Source organism: Pseudoalteromonas sp. J2K-J979, assembly GCF_058169715.2.
Genome location: NZ_CM200281.1, coordinates 349,991 through 375,576, shown reverse-complemented (window position 1 = coordinate 375,576; position 25,586 = coordinate 349,991). Strand labels below are relative to the sequence as shown.

Below are 25,586 nucleotides of genomic sequence, written 5' to 3'. Positions count from 1 at the left end.
TTCAGCTGAGCTCCTCTAATTTAGCTAAATCACGCACGGCACCTTTGTCTGCACTGGTTGCTAATAACGCATAAGCTTTTAATGCCGATGAAACATAACGCTCACGGTCAACAGGCTTAAATGCTAACTTACCGCGATCAAGTTGTTTTTGCTTACGCGCTGCAAGTTCATCTTCACTCAGATCGAGCTGAATTTGACGAGTGGCAATATCAATGATGATTTTATCGCCATTTTCGACATAAGCGATTGCTCCACCACTGGCTGCCTCTGGTGAGACATGTCCGATGGATAATCCCGACGTTCCTCCTGAAAAACGGCCATCGGTGATTAAAGCACATTTTTCAGCCAGTCCTTTTGATTTTAAATAACTGGTGGGGTAAAGCATTTCTTGCATGCCCGGACCACCTTTAGGGCCTTCATATCGAATGACCACCACATCACCCGCCTTTACTTCATCGTTTAAGATGCCGGCAACTGAGTCATCTTGAGATTCATAAACCACAGCACGCCCTTCGAAATGCAGCATTTCATCAACAACGCCCGCACTTTTAACAATACAGCCATCTAGTGCCAAATTTCCATAAAGAACAGCGAGACCGCCATCTTGTCGAAAGGCATTTTCAACGCTACGGATACATCCATGTTCACGGTCATTATCCCCTTCTGGCCAACGACACTCTTGGCTCATAGCTTTCGTTGTACGAATACCTGCAGGGCCTGCTCGATAGAATTTCTGAGCGGCCTCATTTGTTGGGTCAGTGGCATCCCATTTTTTGACAAGTTCAGCCATCGTCATACCCGCTACATGATCAACCGATAAATCAACCAAACCCGCCTTACCTAACTCACGAATAATCGCCATCATGCCACCCGCGCGGTGTACATCTTCAATGTGGTAGTCCGGTGTCGCTGGAGCCACTTTACACAAGAAAGGCGTTTTACGAGACAGCTCATCAATATGAGACATATCAAAATCAACCCCCGCTTCTTGTGCGGCTGCTAATAAATGCAAGACTGTATTGGATGAGCCTCCCATCGCAATATCCACCACCATTGCGTTCATAAAGGCGGTGCGGTTTGCTATTGCTCTGGGTAAAACTGCAGGGTTATCTTTTTGGTAATACTCACGACATAAATCAACAATGCGTGCACCTGCTTCAACATACAGCTGTTTACGATCTTTGTGTGTGGCAAGGGTCGTGCCGTTACCCGGTAACGCTAATCCGATCGCTTCTAATAAACAGTTCATTGAGTTAGCAGTAAACATGCCCGAGCATGAGCCACAAGTTGGGCACGCTGAACGCTCTACTTGCTCAGAATCAGCATCACTGACAGTCGAATCCGCACCTTTAACCATTGCATCAACTAAATCAAGTTTGATATCAATGCCTGCCAATCGGGTTTTTCCTGCCTCCATTGGGCCACCCGAGACAAATATAACCGGGATATTTAAACGCAAGGCTGCTAGCATCATTCCCGGAGTAATTTTGTCACAGTTAGAAATACAGATCATTGCATCAGCACAATGGCCATTAACCATATATTCCACTGAGTCAGCGATTAAGTCACGAGATGGCAATGAATACAGCATACCGCCATGGCCCATCGCAATCCCATCATCAATGGCGATAGTATTAAATTCTTTTGGTACCCCACCGGCATCGGTGATGGTTTGTGCCATTAACTCACTGAGCTGATTGAGGTGAACATGTCCAGGCACAAATTGAGTAAATGAATTAACAACCGCGATAATCGGTTTTCCAAAATCTTTATCTGTCATTCCTGTCGCACGCCAAAGAGCCCGCGCTCCTGCGCGTTTTCGACCTTCAGTTGTTTCTGCACTTCTTAATTTAGCCATAGTTACCTCTGTGTTTTAGGAGACTTGTCTCCTAGTCCTCATTCCCAAAAAATAATGTTATTCGTTGACGTACTCTAACCAACCATGTGGGTCGTCTGTTTGCCCTTTAACCAAATCAAAATAGGCTTTTTGTAATCGTTCTGTGATCGGGCCTCGGCTTCCTGCGCCGACCGGAATGCGATCCACACTGCGTACAGGTACAATCTCTGCCGCGGTTCCTGTCATAAAAAACTCATCTGCTAGATATAAAGCTTCTCGTGCAATCGCTTCTTCGCGAACTTCATAACCAAACTCTTTAGCTAAGGTCATGATCGTATCTCGTGTTAAGCCAGGTAAAATGCAAGCTGTGGTCGGTGGGGTGAATAACACGCCATTTTTAACGACAAATAAATTTTCACCTGCTCCCTCGCTCAGCATGCCGTTTGTATCAAGGGCTATTCCCTCTACATAACCATTACGCTTAGCTTCACCTGATATCAATTGAGAAGATAAGTAATTCCCGCCCGCTTTAGCGGCGGTTGGCATGGTATTCGGGGCTAAGCGGTTCCATGACGAAATACAGACATCCACACCTTCAGCAAGGCTATCTTCACCTAAATATGCCCCCCATTGCATCGCAGCAACAGAGACATCGGCAATATGTGATTTCGGGTTAAGCCCTAGCCCTACATGACCTAAATAGGCAAAAGGGCGAAGGTACGCATCTTTAAAACCATTTTTAGCGACTGCATCTTTACAAGCTTGAATTAACTCTTCTAACGGATAAGGAATTTCCATGCGGTAAATTTTAGCTGAATCATACATACGCTTCATATGGTCAGTTAAGCGAAAAATAGCGGGCCCGTTTGGTGTATCGTATGCACGGATCCCCTCAAAAACTGAACTTCCATAATGAATCGCATGACTCAGTACGTGAGTCGTGGCCTGCTCATAAGGGATCATCTTGCCATTTAACCAAATGAATTCTGACTGCTGTGACATAAAGGCTTTCCTGTTAATCAAATATCCGGCAAACCGGTAAAATTAAAAATAAGCGATGAGTTAACCCGCTTGCTGTTGGAGTTGTTGTTCAACAAAACTGACATCAATCAGCTTATTAAGCTGCTGTGTTAATAAGTGAATTGGGCGATCACTATCAACAGTGAAATTGACTAAGTAACGTTCATCTTTTGCTTCGAGTTGCATATGAGTCAGAGCAAATCCTCGGTGTCGAGTGACCCGCAAAAAACGCTCAACTGCAACACTTTGGTTTTTCAATTCGACTTGTAAATAGTGTTTCATGATTGCACCTCTGTCATCATTTGTTCATTGCTTGCACCTGGCGGAACCAATGGCCAGACATTTTCTTTATCATCTATACATGCGTGTAAAATATACGGGCCATCAGAATTGACTAGCTTCTCAAGCGCGGCATCAACCTCATTGGCATGAGTGATTGTTTGCCCTGGGATCCCAAAGACCGCAGCTAACGCAACAAAGTCAGGATTATCAGATAAGTTTGTTTCACTGTAACGACCATCAAAAAATAGCTGTTGCCACTGACGCACCATACCTAAACGCTGGTTATCAAGGATAAGTATTTTGACCGGCAAATTATTACGCCTAATAGTGGCAAGCTCTTGAATATTCATCATGATCGAACCATCACCCGAGACTGTGATCACAAAATCATTTGGACGGGCAATTTGAGCGCCGATAGCAGCTGGCAAACCAAATCCCATCGTACCCGCTCCCCCACTGCTCAAGTGATTACTTGGATGGCTAAATTTCATATGCTGCGCTACCCACATTTGATGCTGGCCTACATCACAACAGACAACACCCGTTTCAGGCATCATCTTACTGAGCATGTTGAGCAGATATGGGGCGAACACTTTCTCACCTGGATAATCATAACGCCACGCATACTCTTTCATCATCTGTTGGCAATGAAGCTGCCATGCAGACTTGGTTACAGGGGTAGCTAAGTGAGGTAATGAATCTTTTAGATCTGCCACCAGTGAGGCCGCAACGGGCTTACGCTTACCGACTTCGGCTGCATCAATATCAAGATGAATTACTTTCGCTTTAGCGGCAAACTTTGCTAAGTTTCCGGTGACACGATCGTCAAAACGCGCCCCGATACAAACTAAAACATCACACTCTTGCACTGCAAAGTTGGCAGCTTGGCCACCATGCATCCCAAGCAAGCCCATATCCAAAGGATATTCCGGTAACACCGACCCTAACGCTTTTAATGTTGACACAGCTGGCATTTGAGTCCGCGTTAAAAACTCCATCAAATGTGATTGCGCCTCTGCCGATTGCACCCCTCCACCAATGTAAGCAACTGGCTTTTCTGCGTTTGCTAACAAATGATTGGCTTTTTTCACCTCACTCATACTGACAGTCGGCTTGTAATCATCAGCGGCAAGCCATGGATGAAATGGCACCTGAGCTAATTGAATGTCTTTAGGGATATCCACTAAAACGGGGCCTGGGCGTCCAGATTGTGCAACATGGATGGCTTCTTGTAATATTTCCGCCAAATCTTCAGGGCGTTCAACTAAATAGCTGTGCTTCGTACATGATAGTGACATGCCTAAGACATCAATTTCTTGAAATGCATCCGAACCTATCGCGGCGGTCGGCACCTGACCTGTGATGGCTAGTAACGGCACGGAGTCCATCATGGCATCCGCAAGGGAAGTAATTAAATTAGTTGCACCAGGCCCTGATGTGGCAAAACACACCCCTAATTTTCCAGTACTACGAGCAAAACCGACAGCAGCAAATCCGGCCCCTTGCTCATGACGGGTTAAATAATGTTTGATTGGCGCACCATACAGGGCGTCATAAATAGGCATGATTGCTCCACCCGGATAACCAAAAACCTCATTAACGCCATGCTTGGCTAGTAACTCTATTAATAACTGCGCGCCTGTCATTGTATTTAACCCTTTAATTTTTACTAATTTTTCACAACACCTAGAAACAAAAAACCCCCCGAACTTTTCAGTGCGGAGGGTTGGTAGTTAAGCAATTTTACTTAGACACTAACTCGCCCCCGCGGTGATAATAATCACCACGCTGATAATAATTAGGACTAGAGAAAGTGTGTTTTTAAACATTAAATTGTTAACCAAAATTCATTATATTAAGCAGGGTATCATCACCTGCGTTGATTACCTTTTTATTAGTAACCTTTTCGCCCTTGCAAGTCAACCATAAATTCAATCCAAATAAAAACAAAACTTTGAAAAAAAAATTCACTAAAGAGGGTTTAAACCACAAAACTAGAATTATTTATTCTATAGTTGTATAAATGGTGAATCATTCACACTCCTTACAGCAACAGTGTAAATAGATTAATTTTATGTTACACGCAAAATTGAATTCAATATACAATAATTTTTTTAAATTTATTTAAACCTTTTTAAACCGGTGTTGCGTCTAAATAAATAACAACAAACAATGACTCAGGAAGACACTCATGAAACTAGCCACACATATCATCGCAATCGCCTCCATTTTATTTGCTTCTGCTGCTATGGCTGATGGCGAGAAACGGATCAGTGAAAATTTCACTATGACTGAACAACAAAGTTTGCATATTAACTTTCCTGTTGGCAGTCTCGAAATTGAAGTCACTGACAGTAACCAGCTCGAAGTTGAGATAGACATCAAACCTAAAAAAAATGGTTGGTTTTCCTCAAGCCAAGACTTATCAAAGATCACATTAGCGAAAAAAGTGACCGACAATAGAATCAAGCTTGAAATCGATGAAGATGATCTTCAGCAAGAGTGGATTCTTCGCGTTCCACGCACTGCCGCACTAGACATTAATTTAGGCGTGGGTAGCATCGAAGTAAACAAACTGGCAAACTCTGCGGATATCGAAGTAGGTGTCGGCTCTATCCGTGTTGAAACCGTATTAAATGACTTTAAACGTATCGATTTAGACTCAGGTGTGGGCGATACTCGTGTAACAGGTTTAGTTAATGAGATTAAAGAGAGCCGTAAGATAGTTAGCTCTGAAATTGAATACCGTGGTCAAGGCGAGTTCACATTAAACCTCGAAGTTGGTGTCGGTGATATTCGAGTTCGTCACTAACTCCTCCTTAATAAAATGTAAAAAAAGCGGCTTTAGCCGCTTTTTTTATTACCACATCAAAAAGTTTAAATCTAAACAACTAACACACTAATTTTAATAATTTTAATTTCTATAATTAGCATTTTATTTGTGACAATTCTCCTATAGTAATGCGCTAATACTCCTGGTATTGCATAAAATTTAACAAAACATTATTGACATATAGACGGCTAAAATGGTTCAATTTACGTCATACACCCTATTTCAAAGTATTTGCTGAATCAAATCGCAGGTACTTTAGGGCTAGAAGAGGTGCGTTATTCAGGTAATACACGCGAGGAGAGCAAACTCCGTTGACCGTATATGAGGGGAATTAACGCCGAGAATGCGTATTGTTTGCTGCAATACTATTTCGGGCGACTGGGCTGAATCCCAGCGACTGTCACCAATAACAGCGACGCTGTTGTATGTTTGGTGGAGAGCTTCTGGTCTTAGAAAAATAAGGCCATTCGCTTTATTTTCTTTAAGTCCATTCGCTCTTCGAATTTTATATGTTCGATAGCGATATGACTTCTCATCATTTGCATCCTATCGACGTGTTATGAGTTCGGTAGAGATGATCCAACAATTCGATTTATCTGAATATCCATTATGGACGGCGTTAATTACGCCATTTACAGAGCAAGATACCATTGATTTTAATGGCTTGGCACAGCTTGTTGCAGAACAAAATCAAGCAAATAACGGTATTTTATTACTTGGAAGTACCGGCGAAGGACTTGCTCTCACTCTAGATGAACAACAAGAAATCGTCCGTTTTGTGTGTGACTTGGCCCCAAGCGTCCCTCTGATGGTTGCTGTCGGGGGCTTTAATTTAAAGCAACAAGTGCAATGGCTTGAATTTTGTAATGACATGCCTATCCATGCCTACTTACTTGGCTCACCTTTGTATGCAAAACCTGGGGTTAAAGGCCAAACACAGTGGTTTGATACTTTACTAACGAAAGCTGCTCACCCATGTATGTTATACAACGTGCCAGGTCGCAGTGCCGTCGCTATCGATCCGCAAGTACTGGCAAATTTAAGCCACCATTCAACGTTATGGGCGATGAAAGAAGCCAGTGGTGACATCGCCAAATTTGAAGCGTTTCGCTCGATTGCACCAGAGCTTGCGATTTACAGTGGTGATGATGCGCTCATGCCTTATTTTGCTCAAGCCGGAGCAAAAGGTCTTGTATCTGTCGCGGCCAATGCTTGGCCTCGTCAAACTGCTGAGTTTGTTCGCCGCTCACTCGCGGGCACATATCCCAATTTATTTAGCCAATGGTCACTCGCAATAAGCAGCCTGTTTGCAGTCGCCAACCCTATTCCCGTTAAAGTGCTCATGCATAAGCAAGGGCGGATAGACTGCCCTGACTTACGCCCGCCTTTAACGCACACAGAATTAACTGATCATGCAGCCATTGAAGCTGCCAATCACACTATTTTAACTTTTAACTAAACAGGATGAGTCATGAGCTGGTTAGCATTATTACAAAATTTAGAAGCAGGTACGGTTCGTGCCGCAACACAAGATGAAAATGGCAATTGGCATGCCAATGTTGAAGTGAAAAAAGGCATTCTAGACGTCTTTAAAAATGGCACTAACATCGAGTTCCCGGGTGGCTTTGTTGATAAAGATAACCTCGCTGTGCGTGGTTTTTCCGCAGAAGACGGTGTGCGCATGGTCCCCGGCGGAACCAGTGTTCGCCCTGGTGCTTATGTCGCCTCAGGTACAATTATTATGCCACCAGCCTACGTCAACATCGGTGCATACATCGATAGCGGTACCATGGTCGATAGTCACGCCTTAGTGGGCTCATGTGCACAAGTTGGTAAAAATGTTCATCTTAGTGCTGCAGTGCAATTGGGTGGGGTACTTGAGCCTGTGGGTGCTAGCCCTGTCGTGATTGAAGATGATGCGTTTATTGGAGCTGGTTGTGTCATCGTTGAAGGTGTCGTGGTTAAAAAAGGTGCGGTTCTCGCTCCGGGCGTCCGTTTATCTGCCACTATCCCTGTCTATGATTGCGTGAATGAGCGCCAACTTGAACGCGGTGAGCCCATTCCAGAATATGCAATTGTTGTCCCAGGATCTCGCCCAGCTTCTAGCGAATGGGGTCGCAGCCAAGGATTAAGCATGTCATGTGCCTTGATCGTTAAATACCGCGACGAGCAATCAAATGCATCATTAGCGCTAGAAGAGGTATTACGTTAATGAGCTTTTTGAGCACTCATGTTCGCGGCCATCTCAACCAACTGGTTGAGACTGAGCAGAACCCATTTTTTATCTATGATTTAGACCAGCTAAGCAACCACCTTAAGCCGTTGACGGAACAAAATGTGGTTAAACTCTGGTATGCAGTAAAAGCAAACCCTTTATCGAAGGTGATCCAAACCTTAGATAAATGTGGTTTCAATTTTGATGTCGCCAGTAGCGGCGAGTTAAATCAGGTATTAAAACAAGGGATCGCTGCTGAGCGAGTGCTCAATACTGGCCCTGCAAAAAGTAAACAGCAAATTGCTCACTTTCTTGCTGCAGGCGTGCGTACTTTTGTGGCTGAAAGCTTGAATCAAGTTACGTGGCTAAATCAAGCCGCGCAAGACTACGAAGTTAAGCTCGATATTCTTCTGCGTGTTCAACTTCGTTGGCCTGATGGCGAAAAAAACCCACTTGGAGGCAATAGCTTAACGCCTTTTGGATTAGGCTGTGAGCAATGGCAGGCATTAACAATTGCTGATTACCAACAGCTCAACTTTGTCGGCTTACATATTTTCCAATGGGGCAATATGCTCAGTACCGATAAACTCGCAGCGTTATGGTCACAAATGGTGCCACCGTTACAGGCTTTGGCCCAACAACTCGGTTTTAAACTTGAGGTACTCGATTTAGGCGGTGGCTTAGGGATCCCTTACAGCAGCGGCGATACACGCCTCAATTGGCCTGTACTGGTTGACGCTTTAAGTGAAATAAAACGCACTGCAGGGGTGACAGAACTATGGATGGAATTAGGTCGGTATGCTGTTGGGGAATGCGGCCACTACATCAATCCGGTGGTTGAACAAAAAGAGAATTTTGGTCACCAGCAACTCATCACTCGTGGTGGCATTCATCATATTTTACGCCCTGCTGTCACCAATCAAGCATTTCCGGCCCAGTTACTGCGCACTTCCTCAGCGCCAGCTCAGTCATTTCTAGTCCATGGTCCATTGTGTACAGCACTAGACAGCCTTGGTGAACACTTGCTCCCCAATGATGTAAACGAAACCGATCACTTAGTTTTTAGCCAAGTCGGGGCGTACGGATTTACCGAAAGTATGCCGTATTTTTTATGTCACGAACTTGCAGCTGAATATGTAATTGAAAACGAGATTGTCAGCTGTGTTCGCCAAAGCGAAAATGCTGATTATTATTTGAGATAATGCCATGAACCCAATCAGCCAAGAAAATATCTTAGTCGGTGAAATAGCCAATGGTTTACCACTTACCATTCCTGTTTATCGAATTAAAGGGGATGGTACAGGCCCGCATGTGTATATTCAGGCCAATATGCATGGTGCTGAAGTTCAAGGGAATGCTGTAATTTATCAACTACTTGAACAACTAAAAAACCTTGATTTGCGTGCAGATTTTACTTTAGTCCCTTACGCAAATCCGATTGGCTGCAACCAGAAATCTGGGGAGTTTACACTCGGGCGTTTTGATCCAATTACCGGCACCAATTGGAATCGCATGTATTTCGACACAACACATTTGGTGAATGAGTTTGCTAAGCAACACCTTCACAGTAGTCAAGATGTGGTTATCAATGAGTTTCGCCAAACTTTAGTTAATGAATTAGATGCAAAGCTCAACGGCCCAGCCCATCAGCTCACGACAGGTCAACGCATCGCTTATAACTTGCAGCGCCTCGCCCACCAAGCTGACATCGTTCTCGACCTTCATACTGGGCCAATATCAAGTAAACATCTTTATTGCCCAACATATGCAAAAAATAGTGCCCAATACTTCAATATTGAACATGTTCTTTTGATCGATAATGGCTTTGCTGGTGCATTGGATGAAGCCAGCTTTTGTCCATGGTGGGATTTGAGTAATGCATTTGCTAAGCACGGCCGAGATTTTGCTGTAACCGTAGAAGCATTTACGGTCGAGCTTGGCTCACAAGAAAAAATCGATCTTAGTGCTGCAAAATACGATGCACAAAGTATTTTAAGTTACCTCACATACAAAGAGACCTTGAACAATGCACAGTATCGCCCAGCCAAAATGGCCAGATATGCCTGCCATTTAGATGATTACATCGCGTATTACTCCCCGATGGGAGGCATGGTGGAGTATTTAGCACCGCTAGGTGGGCACATTAAAGCCGGAGAGCCTATTGCGAATATCTTGCGCATGGAACGCTACTTAAGCGAAACCCCCTTGCACACTTTAACTTTTGATCAGGATGCAATCGCAATTTTGCATTTTGCCTCAGCGAGTGTCAATCAAGGTACCGAGCTGTATAAGTTTTTTACCAACTACACCGAATTATAAGTAACCGAACTCTAATTGCGTGAGAGTAGCCATGTATCCCGTGGCAAACCTAGGCTGCGGCAAACATGCCGCAGCCTTTTTTACTCAAACAATGGCTAACGGTTATTATTTTCACTCTTTCTATGGTTGTTAATACATTTGTTTCTGATCACGATATACTATCAAGCTTCAACGGTAATCAAGTGATAACAGTATGCATAAAATCTCCCTACTACTGCTTTGCATCGGTCTACAGAGCACCGCTTTATCGGCCAACGACACTTCGCCACCATCAGAAAAAGTTGATGCGATTAAAGAGTGTGTATTAAATGAGTTGCTAACAAGCGATGAAGACCGAACAATCGGCCAAATTAAGCACAACTGCCAAAACCCTGAAGAAGATCGCGCTATCACCGCGTTAGATAAGCGCATGGCACGCGAGCATTACTCGCAAGACAATCGTAATGTCATCACTCCGCATCGTCGCAATTATATTTTGCCACTGACCTACATGGACGATCCAAACTCAGCCCCATTTAATCGTTATGACCAACTTGATGATAATGAAGATGAGCCATTGGATAACCTTGAGGCTAAGTATCAACTGTCAATAAAAGTACCTTTATATAATGACTTTTCAGACAAAGATCAGGCGATATACTTTGGTTTCACCTTGCAGTCTTATTGGCAAGTTTACAACAAAGAAATTTCCTCACCGTTTCGTGAAACCAATTACGAGCCTGAAGTTTTCTGGATTAACTTCCTCGATAAGAAACATGTTTTATGGGGAGATGAGATGGCAATCGTGCTAGGTGCAGTCCATCAATCCAATGGTCGAAGCCAGCCAAACTCACGTTCTTGGAATCGTATTTATGCAGACTTTATTTGGGAAAACCGTGGTTTTGTATTTAGTTTAAAGCCTTGGTACCGCATTCCTGAAAACGAAAAATCGGACCCGATGAGCCCCAAAGGAGATGATAACCCTGATATTTACAAGTATATGGGCTATATGGAATTTTCTGGTGCTTACCGCTTTCATGAACATGAGTTTAGTTTTATGACCCGTAATAACATTCACTCTGACAATCGCGGCGCACTCCAGCTCGATTGGTCTTTTCCTCTTTGGGGACGATTACGTGGTTATGCTCAGTATTTTAATGGCTATGGCGAAAGCTTAATTGACTATAACGCGGATATCGAACGATTTGGGGTTGGTATTTTACTCACCGATCTATTATAAAAAGAATGCAGTTCCACAGGTATTAAGTGAAGCTGCATAAATCACAATCGAACGGTTAGCTTGGCTGAATAGCTACAAATTGCCCAATAAATTCAGCCACTTTCATATCCCCATCAAAAATAGTTACTGGCACTGTAAAACGTGCTTTTCCTTCTTGTCTAATGACACTTAACTCTCCTTCACATTCAGTGAGTACGACTGTCGCGCGTGGAGTTGCTTTCAATGGTTTATGATATTTAATCGTGGCATCGGCAAGTACAATATCACCTTCTAGCTCTGCTTCTTTGAGTGCTAAGTACGTTGCTCCCCAGCCAGTTAAGGTGGCTAAGCTATAAATTGAGCCCGCAAACATCGAACCATGTAAATTCACATTTGCAGCAAAGTCGGCTTGAGTAGAAAACTCCCAATCCGTATAGCTATTCACTTTTATTCCCATCGCATCACTGATTGGAATTGCCTCACGCCAGGTATTTTGCAGCACTTGTGTCCAATCAGGATGACGAAACCACCCTGGCTCTGACGGCCTATTTTTGACCATTTTAAAATGTTGAATATCGCCATACGCTAAATGTGCTTGCTCTGTGACTTCGTAGCCATGACGCTGATAAAAAGCAACCGCTCGCTCTCGAGCAAATAAAACGAGCTGCTCTGCATCTTGTGTCCAAGCGATTAACTCTAATTCATGCAGCAAACGGCTTCCGATATGCTGGTTTCTCGCATCTTCTGCAACCGCCATGTAACGAACTTGAGCTTGTTGGTGGTTATTAAAATGCAAGCGCGCAACCCCTAATACCTCACCTTGTGTATTACGAATAAAGCGATGTTCTGCATCTTGCTCTAAATCATCTTGCTCTGAACCGCGAGGCTGCTGCCAAGGCGCACGCAATACCTGCCATCGGAGTTGATAATAATCTTGCCAATCTTGACTGCTTTGCGGAGTCGTAACCTGAAACATATTGACACCTTCTTTGATTTATAAGGACTTTTTATTTTTTACATCGAGTGATTGCGCACCACCTTACCTCAATTATCATTTAGATAAAATAGTCACTTTGCACCACATTGGCACAAAACGTGACAGAGAGAAAATGCTCTACTATCCTGATTAGACTATGAAATATGTGCAAGCCGAGACAGGCGCAATTCAACCCCACTTCATTCGCCATTGTAATGAAATTGGCCAGCTAATTTATTGGCATAAACATTTAGGTCAAAATGTACAAGTGCGACAATTTAAACAACTGCGCTGGTTGTTAATTGATGAAGTATTACAATCCGTGATTCAGATTGATGAACCGGATCATTTGCTGTTTCCGCATTTACAAACCCTTTCAAACATTTGGCGCCACCTACCGGCACCTTCGTCAGTACTTGAAATCGGGCTTGGCGCTGGCGCAATACGTAATTACCTTCAATTTCACTACCCACAGGCTGAAATTATTACTGCAGAGAAAAACCCCGAAATAATTCATTGTTATAAAAAGTATTTTGGTGGCGAAGCATCTAATAATTTACATTGCCAAGATGTACTCAATGAAATAAAGGTCAAACGGACGTTTGATTGGGTAATCGTCGATATTTTCAGTCAAATAGATGCGCCAGTGTTTTTGTTTAACCAAGAATTTTACGAATCACTAAGTCATATTTTGAGTTTAAATGGCAGTCTTTTTATTAATTTTTTGGCACAACATGATTCGCAAATTATTCAACTAAAACGCTTATTGCGTGCGTCATTTGGTATAGACGTACAGGTCGAAAAAATCCCCGGTTATGCGAATCACATTATGTGGTTAAGCCTCTAAACGAAACGTCACCGGCCCATCATTGACTAAGTGCACTTTCATATCTGCAGCAAATTGCCCTGTTGCTACTTTCAACCCTTTCAACTTAGCTTGAGCAACAAAATACTCATACATCGCGTTTGCATGATCGGGAGAAGCTGCTGACGAAAAACTAGGACGCATGCCTTTTTTGGTATCGGCAGCCAAGGTAAATTGCGACACCACCAACAGCTCCCCTTGGATATCCAATAAGCTTAAATTCATTTTATCTTGTTCGTCGCTAAAAATACGATACCCACTCACTCTGTGTAATAGCTTATCTGCGTTCTCGGTTTGATCAGTCTTTTCTACTCCCAAAAGCACTAATAAACCTTGTCCAATTTCACCAATAACCTGCCCAGCAACAACTACTTTTGCCTCGCTCACTCGTTGAATAACTGCAATCAAAACGACCTCTATAATTTTTGATAACTTAATTTAGCCTTACAATATAAAGTATCTGCTGCACGGCGCATAGCTTGGGCGTAGACAACATTTTCACTACTATGACCCACATCATTTAAAATATCGAGCTTTGCATTTAAGCCCGCCGATATTGCATACACTCCAGCCAAAGGAGTCACAAAATCATGCCGCCCATGTAAAAAGTGAATGGGGAGATGTTTGATTGCACCAAGTTGATTCAATATGTAATTTTCTTCAATAAAGCATTGGTGACTAAAATAGTGCAGCTCCAATAAGGCCAAATTGACCGCACTTTGGTTATCACAAATTTGGTATTGATTCGTATGTTTTGGGTATAAACCTGATAACACCATTTCCCATTCACACCAAGCTTTTGCAGCCTTGATTTGAGCTAGCTGATCTGAACTATTTAGCTGCTGCTGATAATCTGATAATAATGCTGCTCTCGATAGATTTTTTGGATTAAACAGGGCGTAATAATCAGGAAATAACTGGGCACTGCCCTCGGCACCATACAACCAATCAAAATCTTGCTGCCGAGCTAAAAAAGTGCCCCTTAAAAGCATTCCTAACACGTTATCTGAGTAGGCAATAGCATACAGTAATGCCAGAGTCGCCCCCCATGAGTCCCCACTTATCACCCAGGCCTTAATGCCTAAGGTTTCTCTAATTAACTCAATATCATGCAGTAAGTATGATGTCGTATTATGCTGCAGATCATTATGAGGAGTAGATAATCCACAGCCACGCTGGCTAAATAAAATAATTCTGTATTTTTCTGGGTTAAAATATCGGCAATTTAATACATTGGCCCCCGCACCAGGGCCTCCATGTAAAACCAACACAGGCAAACCTGAAGGATTACCATATTGTTCGACGTGAACTTGGTGCCCTTGCCCCACCGGAATATGATGACTAATCGCATCGGTGATCCCATAAAGTGTCGCCATCAATTCAATCCTTTTATTAAAAGCAACAAGCCGCGAGTGACTACTTTTTAATGCGTGCTTATTTTTATCTATTCATCAACTTCGGTTTTTGTTTGCTTTATACGCTGATTTCGATCCAATGAATGCTGAATACACACCGTCACTTCAGCCCCGAGTAATACGACGATCCAAGATAAATACACCCACACAAATAAGATAGGGACTGTTGCCAATGCGCCATAAATCACTTCATAAGATGGAAATTCACTTACATAGCGGGCAAAACCTTGTTTGCTGAGCTCAAATAATACAGCGGCAAATAAGGCACCCGGTAACGCCGCCTTAAACGGCACAACCGTATTAGGCACAACGGTGTATAACAAAGTAAATGTAATTATAGATATAAAATAAGGGATTAGAGTTAAAATAAACCCACTAAGACCTGGTATCCCCTGATCAGCGATACTTGCAAGAGAAATAATATACGATGTCACCCCTAAACTTGCTCCTAACAACACTGGGCCAAGCGTTAACACCATCCAATAAATAGCAAAAGAAATCATTGGATTACGTTTTTTTTCAATCCGCCAAATACGATTAAGGGTGCCATCAACGTTACGGATTAAAAACAATGCAACAACCACCAGGAAGCTCACACCTATCGTGGTCATTTTACTGGCATTACCAGCAAAAGCACCGATATGCTCGCGGATCACTTCACTAGAAGTTGGTACAAAATTGGTGAAAATAAAACTCTCAATGCCTTCTCGCAAAGTTTCAAAAACCGGAAACGCAGAAAAAATTGCCACCGCTACCGCCATTAATGGTACTAATGATAACAAAGTAACGTACGCTAGATAACCAGCATTGACTGTGATGGCATCTTCCTTACAACGCTTGAAATATAAACGCCACCACGCTAAATGTTTGCGAACCATTGGTTTAATTAAGATGATGAATTGACTAAATTTACCTTGCATATCAATTTATTCTGTTATGATTTATTCTGTTATTATTAAGATATCACGCATCGGTTTAAATTACAGAGTTAAGTCAGTGAACTTTTCAGCTGACATTAAAAGGTTTTAAATATGAAAAAAATATTACTTTCTGCCTGCTTGGCATTGTCCTTAACTGGTTGCCAGACAGCTTATTACTCAGCAATGGAAAAAGTAGGTGTTCACAAACGTGATATTTTAGTTGATCGCGTTGAAGAAGCGAAAGAATCCCAAGAAGCATCCCAACAAGAATTTCAGTCGGCTCTAGAACGCCTGAGCCTGCTAATTAACTTTGATGGCGGTGAGTTACAAACCGTCTACGAAGAGCTCAATGATGATTACGAATCCAGTTTAAAAGCCGCCGAAGATGTCTCAAATCGCATTAATAAAGTTGAAGATGTTGCTGAAGCACTATTTGATGAATGGAATGAAGAATTAGCGCAATATTCAAATGCTAATCTCAAACGTGAAAGCGAAAAAAAACTCAACCAAACTAAACGCCAGTTTGATAAATTACTTCGTTCGATGCGAACATCAGAGAAAAAAATGGCGCCCGTTTTGTCGGCCCTGCAAGATAACGTGCTTTACCTCAAGCACAACCTCAACGCCCAAGCAATCAGTGCCATTAAAGGTGAATTTAATAACCTTAAACGCGATATCCAATCACTGATGACAGACATGAACAAATCAATCGCCGACTCAAATAAATTCATCGAGCAAATGAACAAGGCTGGCTAAACAAAACACTCCGTTAAAGATTTATTTAGCTCATAAAAAAACCCGCTTTTCTGCGGGTTTTTTAAATTAATCATGCGATTATTTTGGTGCACGTCCAGCGCGTTTACGATCACTTTCAGTTAGGTGACGTTTACGAATACGGATATTCAAAGGTGTCACTTCAACTAATTCATCATCATCGATAAACTCAAGCGCTTGCTCAAGTGTATAGTTCAATGGCGGCGTTAACGTTTGTGCTTCATCAGTACCTGATGCACGAACGTTAGTAAGTTGCTTACCTTTAAGCGCATTAACTGTTAGGTCGTTATCACGGCTATGAATACCGATAACCATTCCTTCGTAAACTTCAACACCATGACCGATGAATAATTTACCACGCTCTTGCAAGTTAAATAATGCGTTTGTTAACGCTTTACCTGTTGCATTTGCAATCATTACACCGTTCTTACGAACACCAAGCTCACCACCTTTGTGAGGACCGTAGTGATCGAATGTGTGGTACATCAAACCAGAACCTGATGTAAGCGTCATGAAATCAGTTTGGAAACCGATTAAACCACGGCTAGGGATCATAAAGTCCATACGCATACGGCCTTTACCATCTGGAGACATATCAGTTAGTTCACCTTTACGCAGACCAATTTGTTCCATAATAGAACCTTGATGCTCTTCTTGACAGTCAATCGTTACTGTTTCATACGGCTCTTCAAGAACACCATCAACTGTACGTAAAATTACTTCAGGACGTGAAACAGCTAGCTCGTAACCTTCACGACGCATGTTCTCAATTAAGATACCTAAGTGTAATTCACCACGACCCGATACACGGAAGCTATCTGGGTTAGCTGTGTCTTCAACACGAAGTGCAACGTTATGTACTAATTCTTTATCTAAACGTTCACGGATATTACGTGACGTTACGAACTTACCTTCTTTACCACAAAATGGTGAGTTATTAACAGAGAACGTCATTGTTACTGTTGGCTCATCAACACTTAGCGGTGGTAAAGCTTCAACATTGTTTGGACAACACACAGTATCAGAGATTTTCAACTCACCAATACCAGTTACTGTTACGATGTTACCAGCATAACCACGCTCAGTATCGATACGCTCTAAACCAAGGTAGCTCTGAACTGAACCAATTTTACCGTTACGTTTTGAACCGTCAGCACTGATGATAGTCACTTGTTGATTCACGGCAACAGAACCACGCTTGATACGACCCACACCGATTACACCTACATACGAGTTGTAATCAAGCTGAGAGATTTGCATTTGGAATGCGCCTTCAGGATCAGCATCTGGTGGTGATACTTCGTCAACGATCATCTTAAACATAGGTTCCATGTTATCTGATGGCTCGTCTAAATCTAATGTTGCCCAACCATTGATAGCTGATGCGTAGATTACTTTAAAATCTAACTGTTCGTCAGTTGCGCCTAAGTTATCGAATAAATCAAATATTTGATCCATAACCCAATCAGGACGCGCGCCTGGCTTGTCGATTTTGTTGATTACAACGATTGGCTTTAAACCCTGCGCGAATGCTTTTTGTGTCACAAAACGCGTTTGTGGCATTGGACCTTCTTGCGCGTCAACAAGTAATAATACTGAGTCAGCCATCGAAAGAACACGCTCAACTTCACCACCGAAATCGGCGTGTCCAGGAGTGTCTACGATATTGATGTGGTAATCATTCCATGAAATTGCAGTATTTTTTGCAAGAATGGTAATACCACGCTCTTTTTCGATATCGTTAGAGTCCATGACGCGCTCTTCATTACCGCCGCGAGTTTCTAACGTACCTGACTGCTCTAGCAGTTTATCAACCAAGGTTGTTTTACCGTGGTCAACGTGCGCGATAATCGCGATATTTCTTAACTTTTCGATGCTCATAAACTTACTCAGTAGAATTAATCTGGCTGATCCTAAAATATCTACGCTCTTTGTTCGACATTCAAAAAGAATCGAAAAACAAGCGGCATAGCGTTTAAAAAAAATGGTCGCATATTATCCCTTAATAATGGCAGGGATGAAAGTTTATCCAACAGAATTTTTTAAACTTTATTTAAAAAAGCTTAGATTACTGCTGTTTTATTACACAATTAGTGATGGATTACATTTAGTTACGCACAGAAATGTTTTTCTATTTTTTTCATCAAGAGATAAAAATCATGCTTAGGTGAAATAAACCAATAAAAAGAACATTTTGGACTATAATTTCTGGATATTTCAACGCACCAACAAGGTGCAAACAACGATCAATGTGGTGCACCAAAATGAGTCAACACTGCATCTAAAAAAATAAATTTCATATTTATCATGTAGTTGAAAAGTTGGCACACATTGAGCTTATAGAATGAAAAATTGCAAAAGCAAATAATATTAAACAACACACAGTTTGGAGGACGCATGTCTCATTCAGTTTTACAGTTTATCAAAGAAAATGACGTTAAGTTTATCGATTTACGCTTTACTGATACCAAAGGTAAAGAGCAGCACGTTTCTATTCCACATCACCAAATTGACGAAGATTTCTTTGAAGATGGTAAAATGTTTGATGGTTCTTCAATTGCTGGCTGGAAAGGCATTAACGAATCAGACATGGTATTACTACCAGACGCTGAGTCAGTGAAATTAGACCCTTTCACTGAAGAAGTCACATTAATTGTTCGTTGTGATGTTGTTGAACCATCTACATTACAAGGCTACGAGCGCGATCCACGCTCTGTTGCAAAGCGCGCAGAAGAATACATGCGTTCTACAGGTATTGCTGACACTGTTTTATTTGGCCCAGAACCTGAGTTTTTCGTATTTGACGACATTAAATTCAAAACTGACATGTCTGGCTCAATGTACAAAATCGATTCTAAGCAAGCAGCTTGGAACTCAGATAAAAGCTATGAAGATGGCAATACTGGTCACCGTCCTGGCGTTAAAGGCGGTTACTTCCCAGTTGCTCCTGTTGATGATTTCCAAGATTGGCGTTCAGCGACTTGTCTCGTCCTAGAAGAAATGGGCCAAGTAGTCGAAGCACACCACCACGAAGTAGCTACAGCTGGTCAAAATGAAATCGCAACTCGTTTTAATACCATGGTATTAAAAGCCGATGAAATCCAAGAAATGAAATATGTTATTCATAACATGGCTCATTTATACGGTAAAACAGCAACATTCATGCCTAAACCAGTCGTTGGCGATAACGGTTCTGGTATGCACTGTCACCAATCTTTAGCAAAAGATGGCGTTAACTTATTCGCAGGTGATAAGTATGCTGGCCTTTCTGAAGAAGCATTATTTTACATTGGCGGCATCATCAAGCATGCTAAAGCAATCAATGCATTTGCAAACGCCTCTACTAACTCATACAAGCGTTTAGTACCAGGATTTGAAGCGCCAGTTATGCTTGCATATTCTGCACGTAACCGTTCTGCATCTATCCGTATTCCTGTTGTTCCGTCTGCAAAAGCACGTCGTATCGAAGTTCGCTTCCCAGATCCAACAGCAAACCCATACTTAGCGTTCTCTGCAATGCTAATGGCTGGCCTTGACGGTATTAAAAACAAAATCCACCCTGGCGATGCAATGGATAAAGATTTATACGACTTACCAGCAGAAGAAGCGGCTGAGATTCCACAAGTTGCCAGCTCATTACAAGAAGCGCTTGATTCTTTAGATGCTGACCGCGAGTTCTTAACGCAAGGTGGTGTATTCACTGACGACCTAATCGATGCATACATTGCACTTAAGGGCAAAGAAGTCGAAAAATTAAACATGACAACTCACCCAGTTGAGTTTGAAATGTACTACAGCTGCTAAGTAAGCTAACTATTTGTTTCAATGTGTGTTCCAAAGCCTGTTTCGCAGGCTTTTTTTATAGCAAAATTAGCGCTAATCATATAAAGTTATTAACTATTCAATAACAAGCTATAAAAATAGAAGGAAAATTAGGTGGCAAAACGCTTAATACTATTTGCTGTCTGCATGACTTTACTTGCAGCTCCTTCTATAGCTGGTCAAAAAAAAATCTACGTTTGGCGTGACGCTAAAGGCGTGCTTGTATTTTCTGATACACCTCAAAAAGGTTCTGAAGAGCTAAATCTCAATATCAATACTGTCGACATGCAAGCCGTTGATACCAGCATTTTATATAAAGAAGAATCTAAACAAGACCAAGAAACCCAATTTAGTATTTCTATTACTGAGCCCAAAAATCACGCAACTATTCGCGATAATACCGGTTCAGTTTACGTCAGTGGTAAAGTCAGCCCACGTTTCGAGAGCGGCCTTTCAATCCAACTTTATTTAGATGGCATGGCTACACAAGCGCCCAAAAGCTCAGCAATATTTGCATTACGCAATGTAGAACGCGGTGAACACAAGCTGCAATTAAAACTTATCGACGCCAAAGGAAAAGAAATCGGCCACAGTGAAATCGTCACGATTTACTTGCATCGTAAAGGCCTTTAACCATTTTTTTGACTACGTATTCAATCGCACGTATTCAACACTTTCACGTATAATAACCTCATGATAATCTCTTTTTAGCTGAGATAACTTCATTTTTAATTTTCCGTTGCTGATGCAAAATTATCTTAATAATACCGCCAATACAGCAGCGCACTATAATGGTGCAAAGATGCCCAGAAATAAAACATTCAAGCACGATACCTTACTCTCTATATGTGAAAACTTAGCCACGGCGGTTATCCTTCTCGATGAGCAACTCATTGTTGTTTATGCTAACGACAGCGCCAGCGAACTATTTGCGCTGGGCCATAAACGCTTTTTAGGCCAAGAGTTTGAGTCTTTATTTAATTACCATAACATCGATATTAAGCGCATCATCAGTCACACATTAAATGAAGGCAGTGATTGTCACCAACATAGAGCTGACGCGGTTTTTCTTGATTCTCGCCATGCAAAAATCACCTTGAACAGCCGAAAACTCACCATCGATTCTAGCCCGTATATCATGCTCGAATGCAGGGCGCTCGATGAAGAGATCAAACACGACAAAGCCTCACATCAAATGCATCAATACATTGCCGCCCGTACCCTGATCCGCGGGTTAGCACACGAAATAAAAAATCCTTTGGGAGGAATTCGCGGAGCGGCGCAGTTATTGCAGTATGAAGTTGATCAACAAGAAAGAGATGAATGCGCAACACTGATTATTGAACAGGCCGATCGATTGACCGAGCTCGTCGACCGCCTACTAGGTCCTAATCAGCTTCCCAACAAAGCGTGGTGCAACATTCATCAAACCCTTGAATCAGTAGTGAAGCTCACAATGCTATCAAATCACAGTCAAATCAATGTGATTAAAGATTATGATCCGAGTATTCCTGATATTTTTATTGATCAAGGCAAGATCCAACAAGTAGTGCTCAATATTGTACGTAATGCGCAGCAAGCGCTCACCGAAGGCGGTGAAATCACCTTGCAAACTCGCATTCGTCACCATATGCGCATTCATAATAAAGCGATGAAAAATGCCCTGATGATTAAAATCTCAGACAATGGTCCGGGAATAGACAAAGCGATAAGAGACACTCTTTTTTACCCGATGGTTACCAACAAAGATGGTGGGTCGGGCTTAGGTTTAGCCATCGCACAAACCTTGATAGACCAACATGATGGTTATATCGAATGCGAAAGTTGGCCCGGTCATACAGAATTTAATATATATCTACCCTTTGTTAATCAACAATAACAAAGAACGTGTTTGGAGTAATAAATGAAAACAGTTTGGCTGGTTGATGATGATGCATCGATACGGTTTGTTCTTGAAAAAGCACTCAGCCGCGCCGGTTTTCAAACCGAGAGTTTTGCCAGCGCAGAGTCCGTTTTAAGCGCCTTAGAATACAGTCAGCCGACTGTATTAGTCTCTGATGTTCGTATGCCAGGCATGGATGGCATGACATTACTCGAAGGGATCAATGCAAACAACCCTGGTTTACCAGTCATCATTATGACTGCGCATTCCGATCTCGATTCCGCCGTTCAGGCATTTCAAAAAGGGGCCTTTGAATACCTAGCAAAGCCGTTTGATCTCAATGAAGCTGTTAATTTAGTCGAAAGTGCCTGCCGTGCAAATCAGGGCCTAAAAAAGAAAAACAAAATCCCCGAACAAAAAACACAAGATATCATCGGTGAAGCCCCCGCAATGCAAGAAGTTTTTCGAGCAATTGGAAAACTCTCTGCATCGAGCATGAGTGTGTTAATTAACGGAGAATCGGGAACGGGTAAAGAATTGGTAGCCGGCGCACTGCACAATCATAGCCCCCGTAAAGATAAAGAATTTATTGCGCTCAACATGGCAGCAATCCCCAAAGAATTAGTCGAATCAGAGCTATTTGGTCATGAAAAAGGCGCATTTACTGGTGCTGATAGCGTCCGCAAAGGTCGTTTTGAGCAAGCCAACGGTGGCACTTTATTTTTAGATGAAATTGGCGATATGCCACTGGACGTACAAACGCGATTACTTAGAGTACTCGCAGACGGTGAGTTTTATCGTGTTGGAGGCCATCAAAGCATAAAAGTTGATGTGCGCATTATTGCTGCCACACATCAAAACCTTGAAGAATTGGCCGCAACAGGTAAGTTTCGTGAAGACTTATTTCATCGTTTAAATGTCGTTCGCTTAAAGCTTCCCGCACTGCGAGAGCGCACCGAGGACATCGAAAAATTGGCTCATTACTTTTTGACCAAAAGTGCAAAAGAACTAAAAGTCGAAAGCAAAATCCTCGCCTCTGATGCATGCCAAAAGCTCAAAGCCTTTCAGTGGCCCGGCAACGTGAGGCAACTAGAAAACACCTGCCGCTGGCTGACGGTCATGGCTCCTGGGCAAACGGTCACAGAAGCCGATTTGCCCCCCGAAATTTTGACCAACCCAATTCAGCACACGGCATCGGGCGATTGGCTTAGCCAGTTTCAGGCTTGGTTTGATGGTGAACTCAAAAAAGGCCGAGAAAACATTTGGCCCGATGTGCAAGCCGAGCTTGAAGTCAAACTTATTAACACCGCGCTCCAACATTGCAATGGCCACAAACAAGATGCCGCGGTCAAAATTGGCTGGGGTCGCAACACCCTGACCCGAAAACTAAAAGAGCGCAACCTTAACGATTGATCTCTATGGTTGTCGGTTTAGCTGCACCTCTATAATGCATATAATTGACAATCAACTGCTGATTAATCTATTGAGGTTTTCAGCCATTGCATTTTATTGAGTGTTTCACTTAAATACAGACCAAGTGCAGTTTGAGTTATGCCAGCAAGTATTTTTAATGAAACAGTCGTGTTTTGTTTTTCAACAGCGTCAGCATAACGACTGTTTTATTCCATACACAACAGTAACTCAAAGCGACACAAAATCGTTAACGAATACTTACAAATTCCGACAATGGGTATTTTTCAAAACCTTGAAACACTGATATGCTAGCCATGTTGATATTTAAGGATTTATTGCCATGAGTGTTGTATTAAAAGCCATTATCGTTTGTTTTTCCCTCACCTTGAGTTTGCAAGCAATTAGCGCTGTATCAACGCTTAGCGCCCCTACGGCAGCCTTAACTGTACTCGTCGAGCAAGGTGAGCTTGGCGACCTAAACGCAAGCCAAAGACAAACCATTTTCGACATCGATCGCGCCCTCAACCATGAAAACTTCTCGCTAGCACAAACTTTAAGCCAGCAATTTTTGCAACAAGCCCCCACTCTTGCAGCTGCACACTTTATGTATGGAAAAACCTGTTTTGAAGAAGCCAAAGAGAGCTACCTCAGCGCATTCAGATTAAGTGACCTAGCACAAACGCACTTTACCCGTGCGCAAGAGCTAGCTCCCAACAATGGCTTTTTTATGCTGCATTTAGCTGGTTACTACCATTTAACGCCGTGGTTTTTAGGTGGTAGTGATGATGATGGCGATTATTGGTTAGAACAATTAAGTCAGCACTCACCTCGTTATCATCTATTAGCAAAATCAACTTTTCATAGCAGTTCAGAAGAGTTAGCAAAACTGTTAGAGCAAGCTAAAACGCAATTTCCAGATGACTTACTCCTTCATCTCAATATCGGTTTAATTTTAATAAAAAAACAAGACGATGAGCCAGCAGAGCAGGCACTTCTTTATAGCTATAAACTCATTGAATCCCACCAATACCCACACTCTTTGGTGCAAATGACACGCTATTATGTTGGCTTTTTTGCACTACAAAACCAGACTCAGCTTAATAACGGCATCGTGGCGCTTAACGCATTTATTGAGGCGCATAACCAAGATAACCATGACCCGTATTTTTTATGGGCGCATTACAACTTAGCCAGCCTTTATTTAGAACACGACAAAGAAGGCGAAGCCAAAAACATATTCGGTTGGCTCGCTCTCAACAGTGCAGATGAACAATTATCCAAACTCACGCAGAAAAAACTCAAGATGCTCAAGTAATCAAATATGATGATAGGTGTGGATTAACGCGTGGCACGAAAACGGATGAATTCACACCAAGCATAAATCAAGGCCACAAAATCTTCATAACCGCACACAGCCATCAGGCCATCCTCATCCAATGCCAATGCATCATCTTGATACATCGAGATATCTTCATCTCCTTGATGAAGTATATTGGCCTCAATCAACGCCTCAGCATCGCTTAATGTTAAACTCACTTCTTTACCAATAAGTTTAAGCTCATTAACCTGCACTGATTGAACTTGCTCAATCAACTCTAACAAAGCTGTTAACTGCTGCGGGTCAGTATTGATTTCTTCAGTTAACCAGCGACCAAATAGCGCTTGCTCATCAGTAAATTTTGCGCGAAAGCCAAAAATAGGATCGCGTACAAATTGGTATTCCATCATCGCCCCTTAAAAATGAGCGAGGAGTATAGCGGATAAAATAACAGGAAGGAAAAATCAGGCATAAAAAATGCCGCTCCCAGGTGAGCG

Annotated in this window: 23 protein-coding genes and 1 riboswitch; of the genes, 13 read left to right on the top strand and 10 right to left on the bottom strand. The window is 42.3% G+C overall.

Annotated features, from left to right (window positions below; all coding sequences use genetic code 11):
• Position 1 precedes the first annotated feature (1 nt).
• The 4 genes from ilvD to ilvG are packed head-to-tail and all read right to left on the bottom strand — an operon-like array spanning position 2 to position 4,785.
• Positions 2-1,858: a dihydroxy-acid dehydratase gene (gene ilvD / locus AC3KVK_RS01780; protein WP_490311142.1), complete on the bottom strand. Its 1,857-nt coding sequence runs from the start codon at positions 1,856-1,858 to the stop codon at positions 2-4.
• A 57-nt stretch (positions 1,859-1,915) separates the two neighbouring features.
• Positions 1,916-2,839, bottom strand: coding sequence for a branched-chain amino acid transaminase (locus tag AC3KVK_RS01775; protein ID WP_490311143.1), 924 nt, complete (start codon positions 2,837-2,839; stop codon positions 1,916-1,918).
• Positions 2,840-2,899: 60 nt separating this feature from the next.
• Positions 2,900-3,139, bottom strand: a complete 240-nt coding sequence (gene ilvM / locus AC3KVK_RS01770) for an acetolactate synthase 2 small subunit (protein ID WP_490311144.1) — start codon at positions 3,137-3,139, stop codon at positions 2,900-2,902.
• Positions 3,136-4,785, bottom strand: coding sequence for an acetolactate synthase 2 catalytic subunit (ilvG, locus tag AC3KVK_RS01765; protein ID WP_490311145.1), 1,650 nt, complete (start codon positions 4,783-4,785; stop codon positions 3,136-3,138). Before ilvG ends, ilvM begins: the two co-directional genes overlap by 4 nt.
• Positions 4,786-5,330: 545 nt before the next feature.
• Here ilvG and AC3KVK_RS01760 point away from each other — a divergent pair.
• From AC3KVK_RS01760 to AC3KVK_RS01735, 6 genes are all read left to right on the top strand, one after another.
• Entirely contained in the window at positions 5,331-5,951 is a 621-nt protein-coding gene (locus tag AC3KVK_RS01760) for a toast rack family protein (RefSeq protein WP_490311146.1), read from the top strand.
• A gap of 278 nt (positions 5,952-6,229) precedes the next feature.
• A riboswitch (Lysine riboswitch) is annotated at positions 6,230-6,423 on the top strand.
• Between the two features lie 123 nt (positions 6,424-6,546).
• Positions 6,547-7,431, top strand: a complete 885-nt coding sequence (gene dapA, locus AC3KVK_RS01755) for a 4-hydroxy-tetrahydrodipicolinate synthase (RefSeq protein ID WP_490311237.1) — start codon at positions 6,547-6,549, stop codon at positions 7,429-7,431.
• 12 nt (positions 7,432-7,443) lie between these two features.
• The gene (locus AC3KVK_RS01750) at positions 7,444-8,184 is read left to right on the top strand and encodes a 2,3,4,5-tetrahydropyridine-2,6-dicarboxylate N-succinyltransferase (RefSeq protein WP_490311147.1); all 741 of its coding nucleotides are present in this window, start codon (positions 7,444-7,446) and stop codon (positions 8,182-8,184) included.
• On the top strand, positions 8,184-9,389 hold the full coding sequence (locus AC3KVK_RS01745; protein ID WP_490311148.1) for a PLP-dependent decarboxylase: 1,206 nt from the start codon (positions 8,184-8,186) through the stop codon (positions 9,387-9,389). Before AC3KVK_RS01750 ends, AC3KVK_RS01745 begins: the two co-directional genes overlap by 1 nt.
• A gap of 4 nt (positions 9,390-9,393) precedes the next feature.
• The gene (locus AC3KVK_RS01740) at positions 9,394-10,506 is read left to right on the top strand and encodes a succinylglutamate desuccinylase/aspartoacylase family protein (RefSeq protein ID WP_490311149.1); all 1,113 of its coding nucleotides are present in this window, start codon (positions 9,394-9,396) and stop codon (positions 10,504-10,506) included.
• Positions 10,507-10,699: 193 nt separating this feature from the next.
• Positions 10,700-11,725 (top strand): phospholipase A, encoded by a 1,026-nt coding sequence (locus AC3KVK_RS01735; RefSeq protein WP_490311150.1) that lies wholly within the window; start codon positions 10,700-10,702, stop codon positions 11,723-11,725.
• 55 nt (positions 11,726-11,780) lie between these two features.
• Here the strand turns inward: AC3KVK_RS01735 and AC3KVK_RS01730 are convergent, their stop codons facing one another.
• Positions 11,781-12,680, bottom strand: coding sequence for a bifunctional GNAT family N-acetyltransferase/hotdog fold thioesterase (locus AC3KVK_RS01730; RefSeq protein ID WP_490311151.1), 900 nt, complete (start codon positions 12,678-12,680; stop codon positions 11,781-11,783).
• Between the two features lie 157 nt (positions 12,681-12,837).
• Here AC3KVK_RS01730 and AC3KVK_RS01725 point away from each other — a divergent pair, with 157 nt between their 5' ends.
• Complete coding sequence (locus tag AC3KVK_RS01725) at positions 12,838-13,527, top strand: spermidine synthase (RefSeq protein ID WP_490311152.1); 690 nt, start codon at positions 12,838-12,840, stop codon at positions 13,525-13,527.
• Here the strand turns inward: AC3KVK_RS01725 and dtd are convergent.
• The 3 genes from dtd to AC3KVK_RS01710 form a co-directional block, all read right to left on the bottom strand.
• A complete protein-coding gene (gene dtd / locus AC3KVK_RS01720; protein WP_490311153.1) occupies positions 13,516-13,953 on the bottom strand; it encodes a D-aminoacyl-tRNA deacylase in 438 nt (145 codons plus the stop codon). The genes AC3KVK_RS01725 and dtd overlap by 12 nt on opposite strands.
• 8 nt (positions 13,954-13,961) lie before the next feature.
• Positions 13,962-14,921: a prolyl aminopeptidase gene (pip, locus tag AC3KVK_RS01715; RefSeq protein ID WP_490311154.1), complete on the bottom strand. Its 960-nt coding sequence runs from the start codon at positions 14,919-14,921 to the stop codon at positions 13,962-13,964.
• A 68-nt stretch (positions 14,922-14,989) separates the two neighbouring features.
• Positions 14,990-15,838, bottom strand: a complete 849-nt coding sequence (locus tag AC3KVK_RS01710; protein WP_490311238.1) for a virulence factor BrkB family protein — start codon at positions 15,836-15,838, stop codon at positions 14,990-14,992.
• Between the two features lie 153 nt (positions 15,839-15,991).
• Between AC3KVK_RS01710 and AC3KVK_RS01705 the strand changes: the two genes are divergently transcribed.
• Positions 15,992-16,636 (top strand): DUF2959 domain-containing protein, encoded by a 645-nt coding sequence (locus tag AC3KVK_RS01705; protein ID WP_490311155.1) that lies wholly within the window; start codon positions 15,992-15,994, stop codon positions 16,634-16,636.
• 78 nt (positions 16,637-16,714) lie between these two features.
• Here AC3KVK_RS01705 and typA read toward each other — a convergent pair whose 3' ends face one another.
• Positions 16,715-18,535, bottom strand: coding sequence for a translational GTPase TypA (gene typA / locus AC3KVK_RS01700; RefSeq protein WP_490311156.1), 1,821 nt, complete (start codon positions 18,533-18,535; stop codon positions 16,715-16,717).
• Between the two features lie 516 nt (positions 18,536-19,051).
• Here typA and glnA point away from each other — a divergent pair.
• The 5 genes from glnA to AC3KVK_RS01675 all read left to right on the top strand — a co-directional run bounded on the left by glnA (position 19,052) and on the right by AC3KVK_RS01675 (position 25,086).
• Entirely contained in the window at positions 19,052-20,458 is a 1,407-nt protein-coding gene (glnA, locus tag AC3KVK_RS01695) for a glutamate--ammonia ligase (protein ID WP_490311157.1), read from the top strand.
• Positions 20,459-20,590: 132 nt separating this feature from the next.
• On the top strand, positions 20,591-21,109 hold the full coding sequence (locus tag AC3KVK_RS01690; protein ID WP_490311158.1) for a DUF4124 domain-containing protein: 519 nt from the start codon (positions 20,591-20,593) through the stop codon (positions 21,107-21,109).
• Positions 21,110-21,278: 169 nt separating this feature from the next.
• Positions 21,279-22,355 carry a nitrogen regulation protein NR(II) gene (glnL, locus tag AC3KVK_RS01685; RefSeq protein WP_490311159.1) on the top strand — a complete coding sequence of 359 codons (1,077 nt, stop codon included), beginning with the start codon at positions 21,279-21,281 and terminating at the stop codon, positions 22,353-22,355.
• 24 nt (positions 22,356-22,379) lie between these two features.
• Positions 22,380-23,771: a nitrogen regulation protein NR(I) gene (gene glnG, locus AC3KVK_RS01680; protein WP_490311160.1), complete on the top strand. Its 1,392-nt coding sequence runs from the start codon at positions 22,380-22,382 to the stop codon at positions 23,769-23,771.
• 340 nt (positions 23,772-24,111) lie between these two features.
• Positions 24,112-25,086 carry a tetratricopeptide repeat protein gene (locus AC3KVK_RS01675; protein ID WP_490311161.1) on the top strand — a complete coding sequence of 325 codons (975 nt, stop codon included), beginning with the start codon at positions 24,112-24,114 and terminating at the stop codon, positions 25,084-25,086.
• A gap of 23 nt (positions 25,087-25,109) precedes the next feature.
• On the opposite strand, the gene AC3KVK_RS01670 is transcribed toward AC3KVK_RS01675, so the two are convergent.
• On the bottom strand, positions 25,110-25,496 hold the full coding sequence (locus AC3KVK_RS01670) for a YacL family protein (protein WP_490311239.1): 387 nt from the start codon (positions 25,494-25,496) through the stop codon (positions 25,110-25,112).
• Positions 25,497-25,586: the final 90 nt, after the last annotated feature.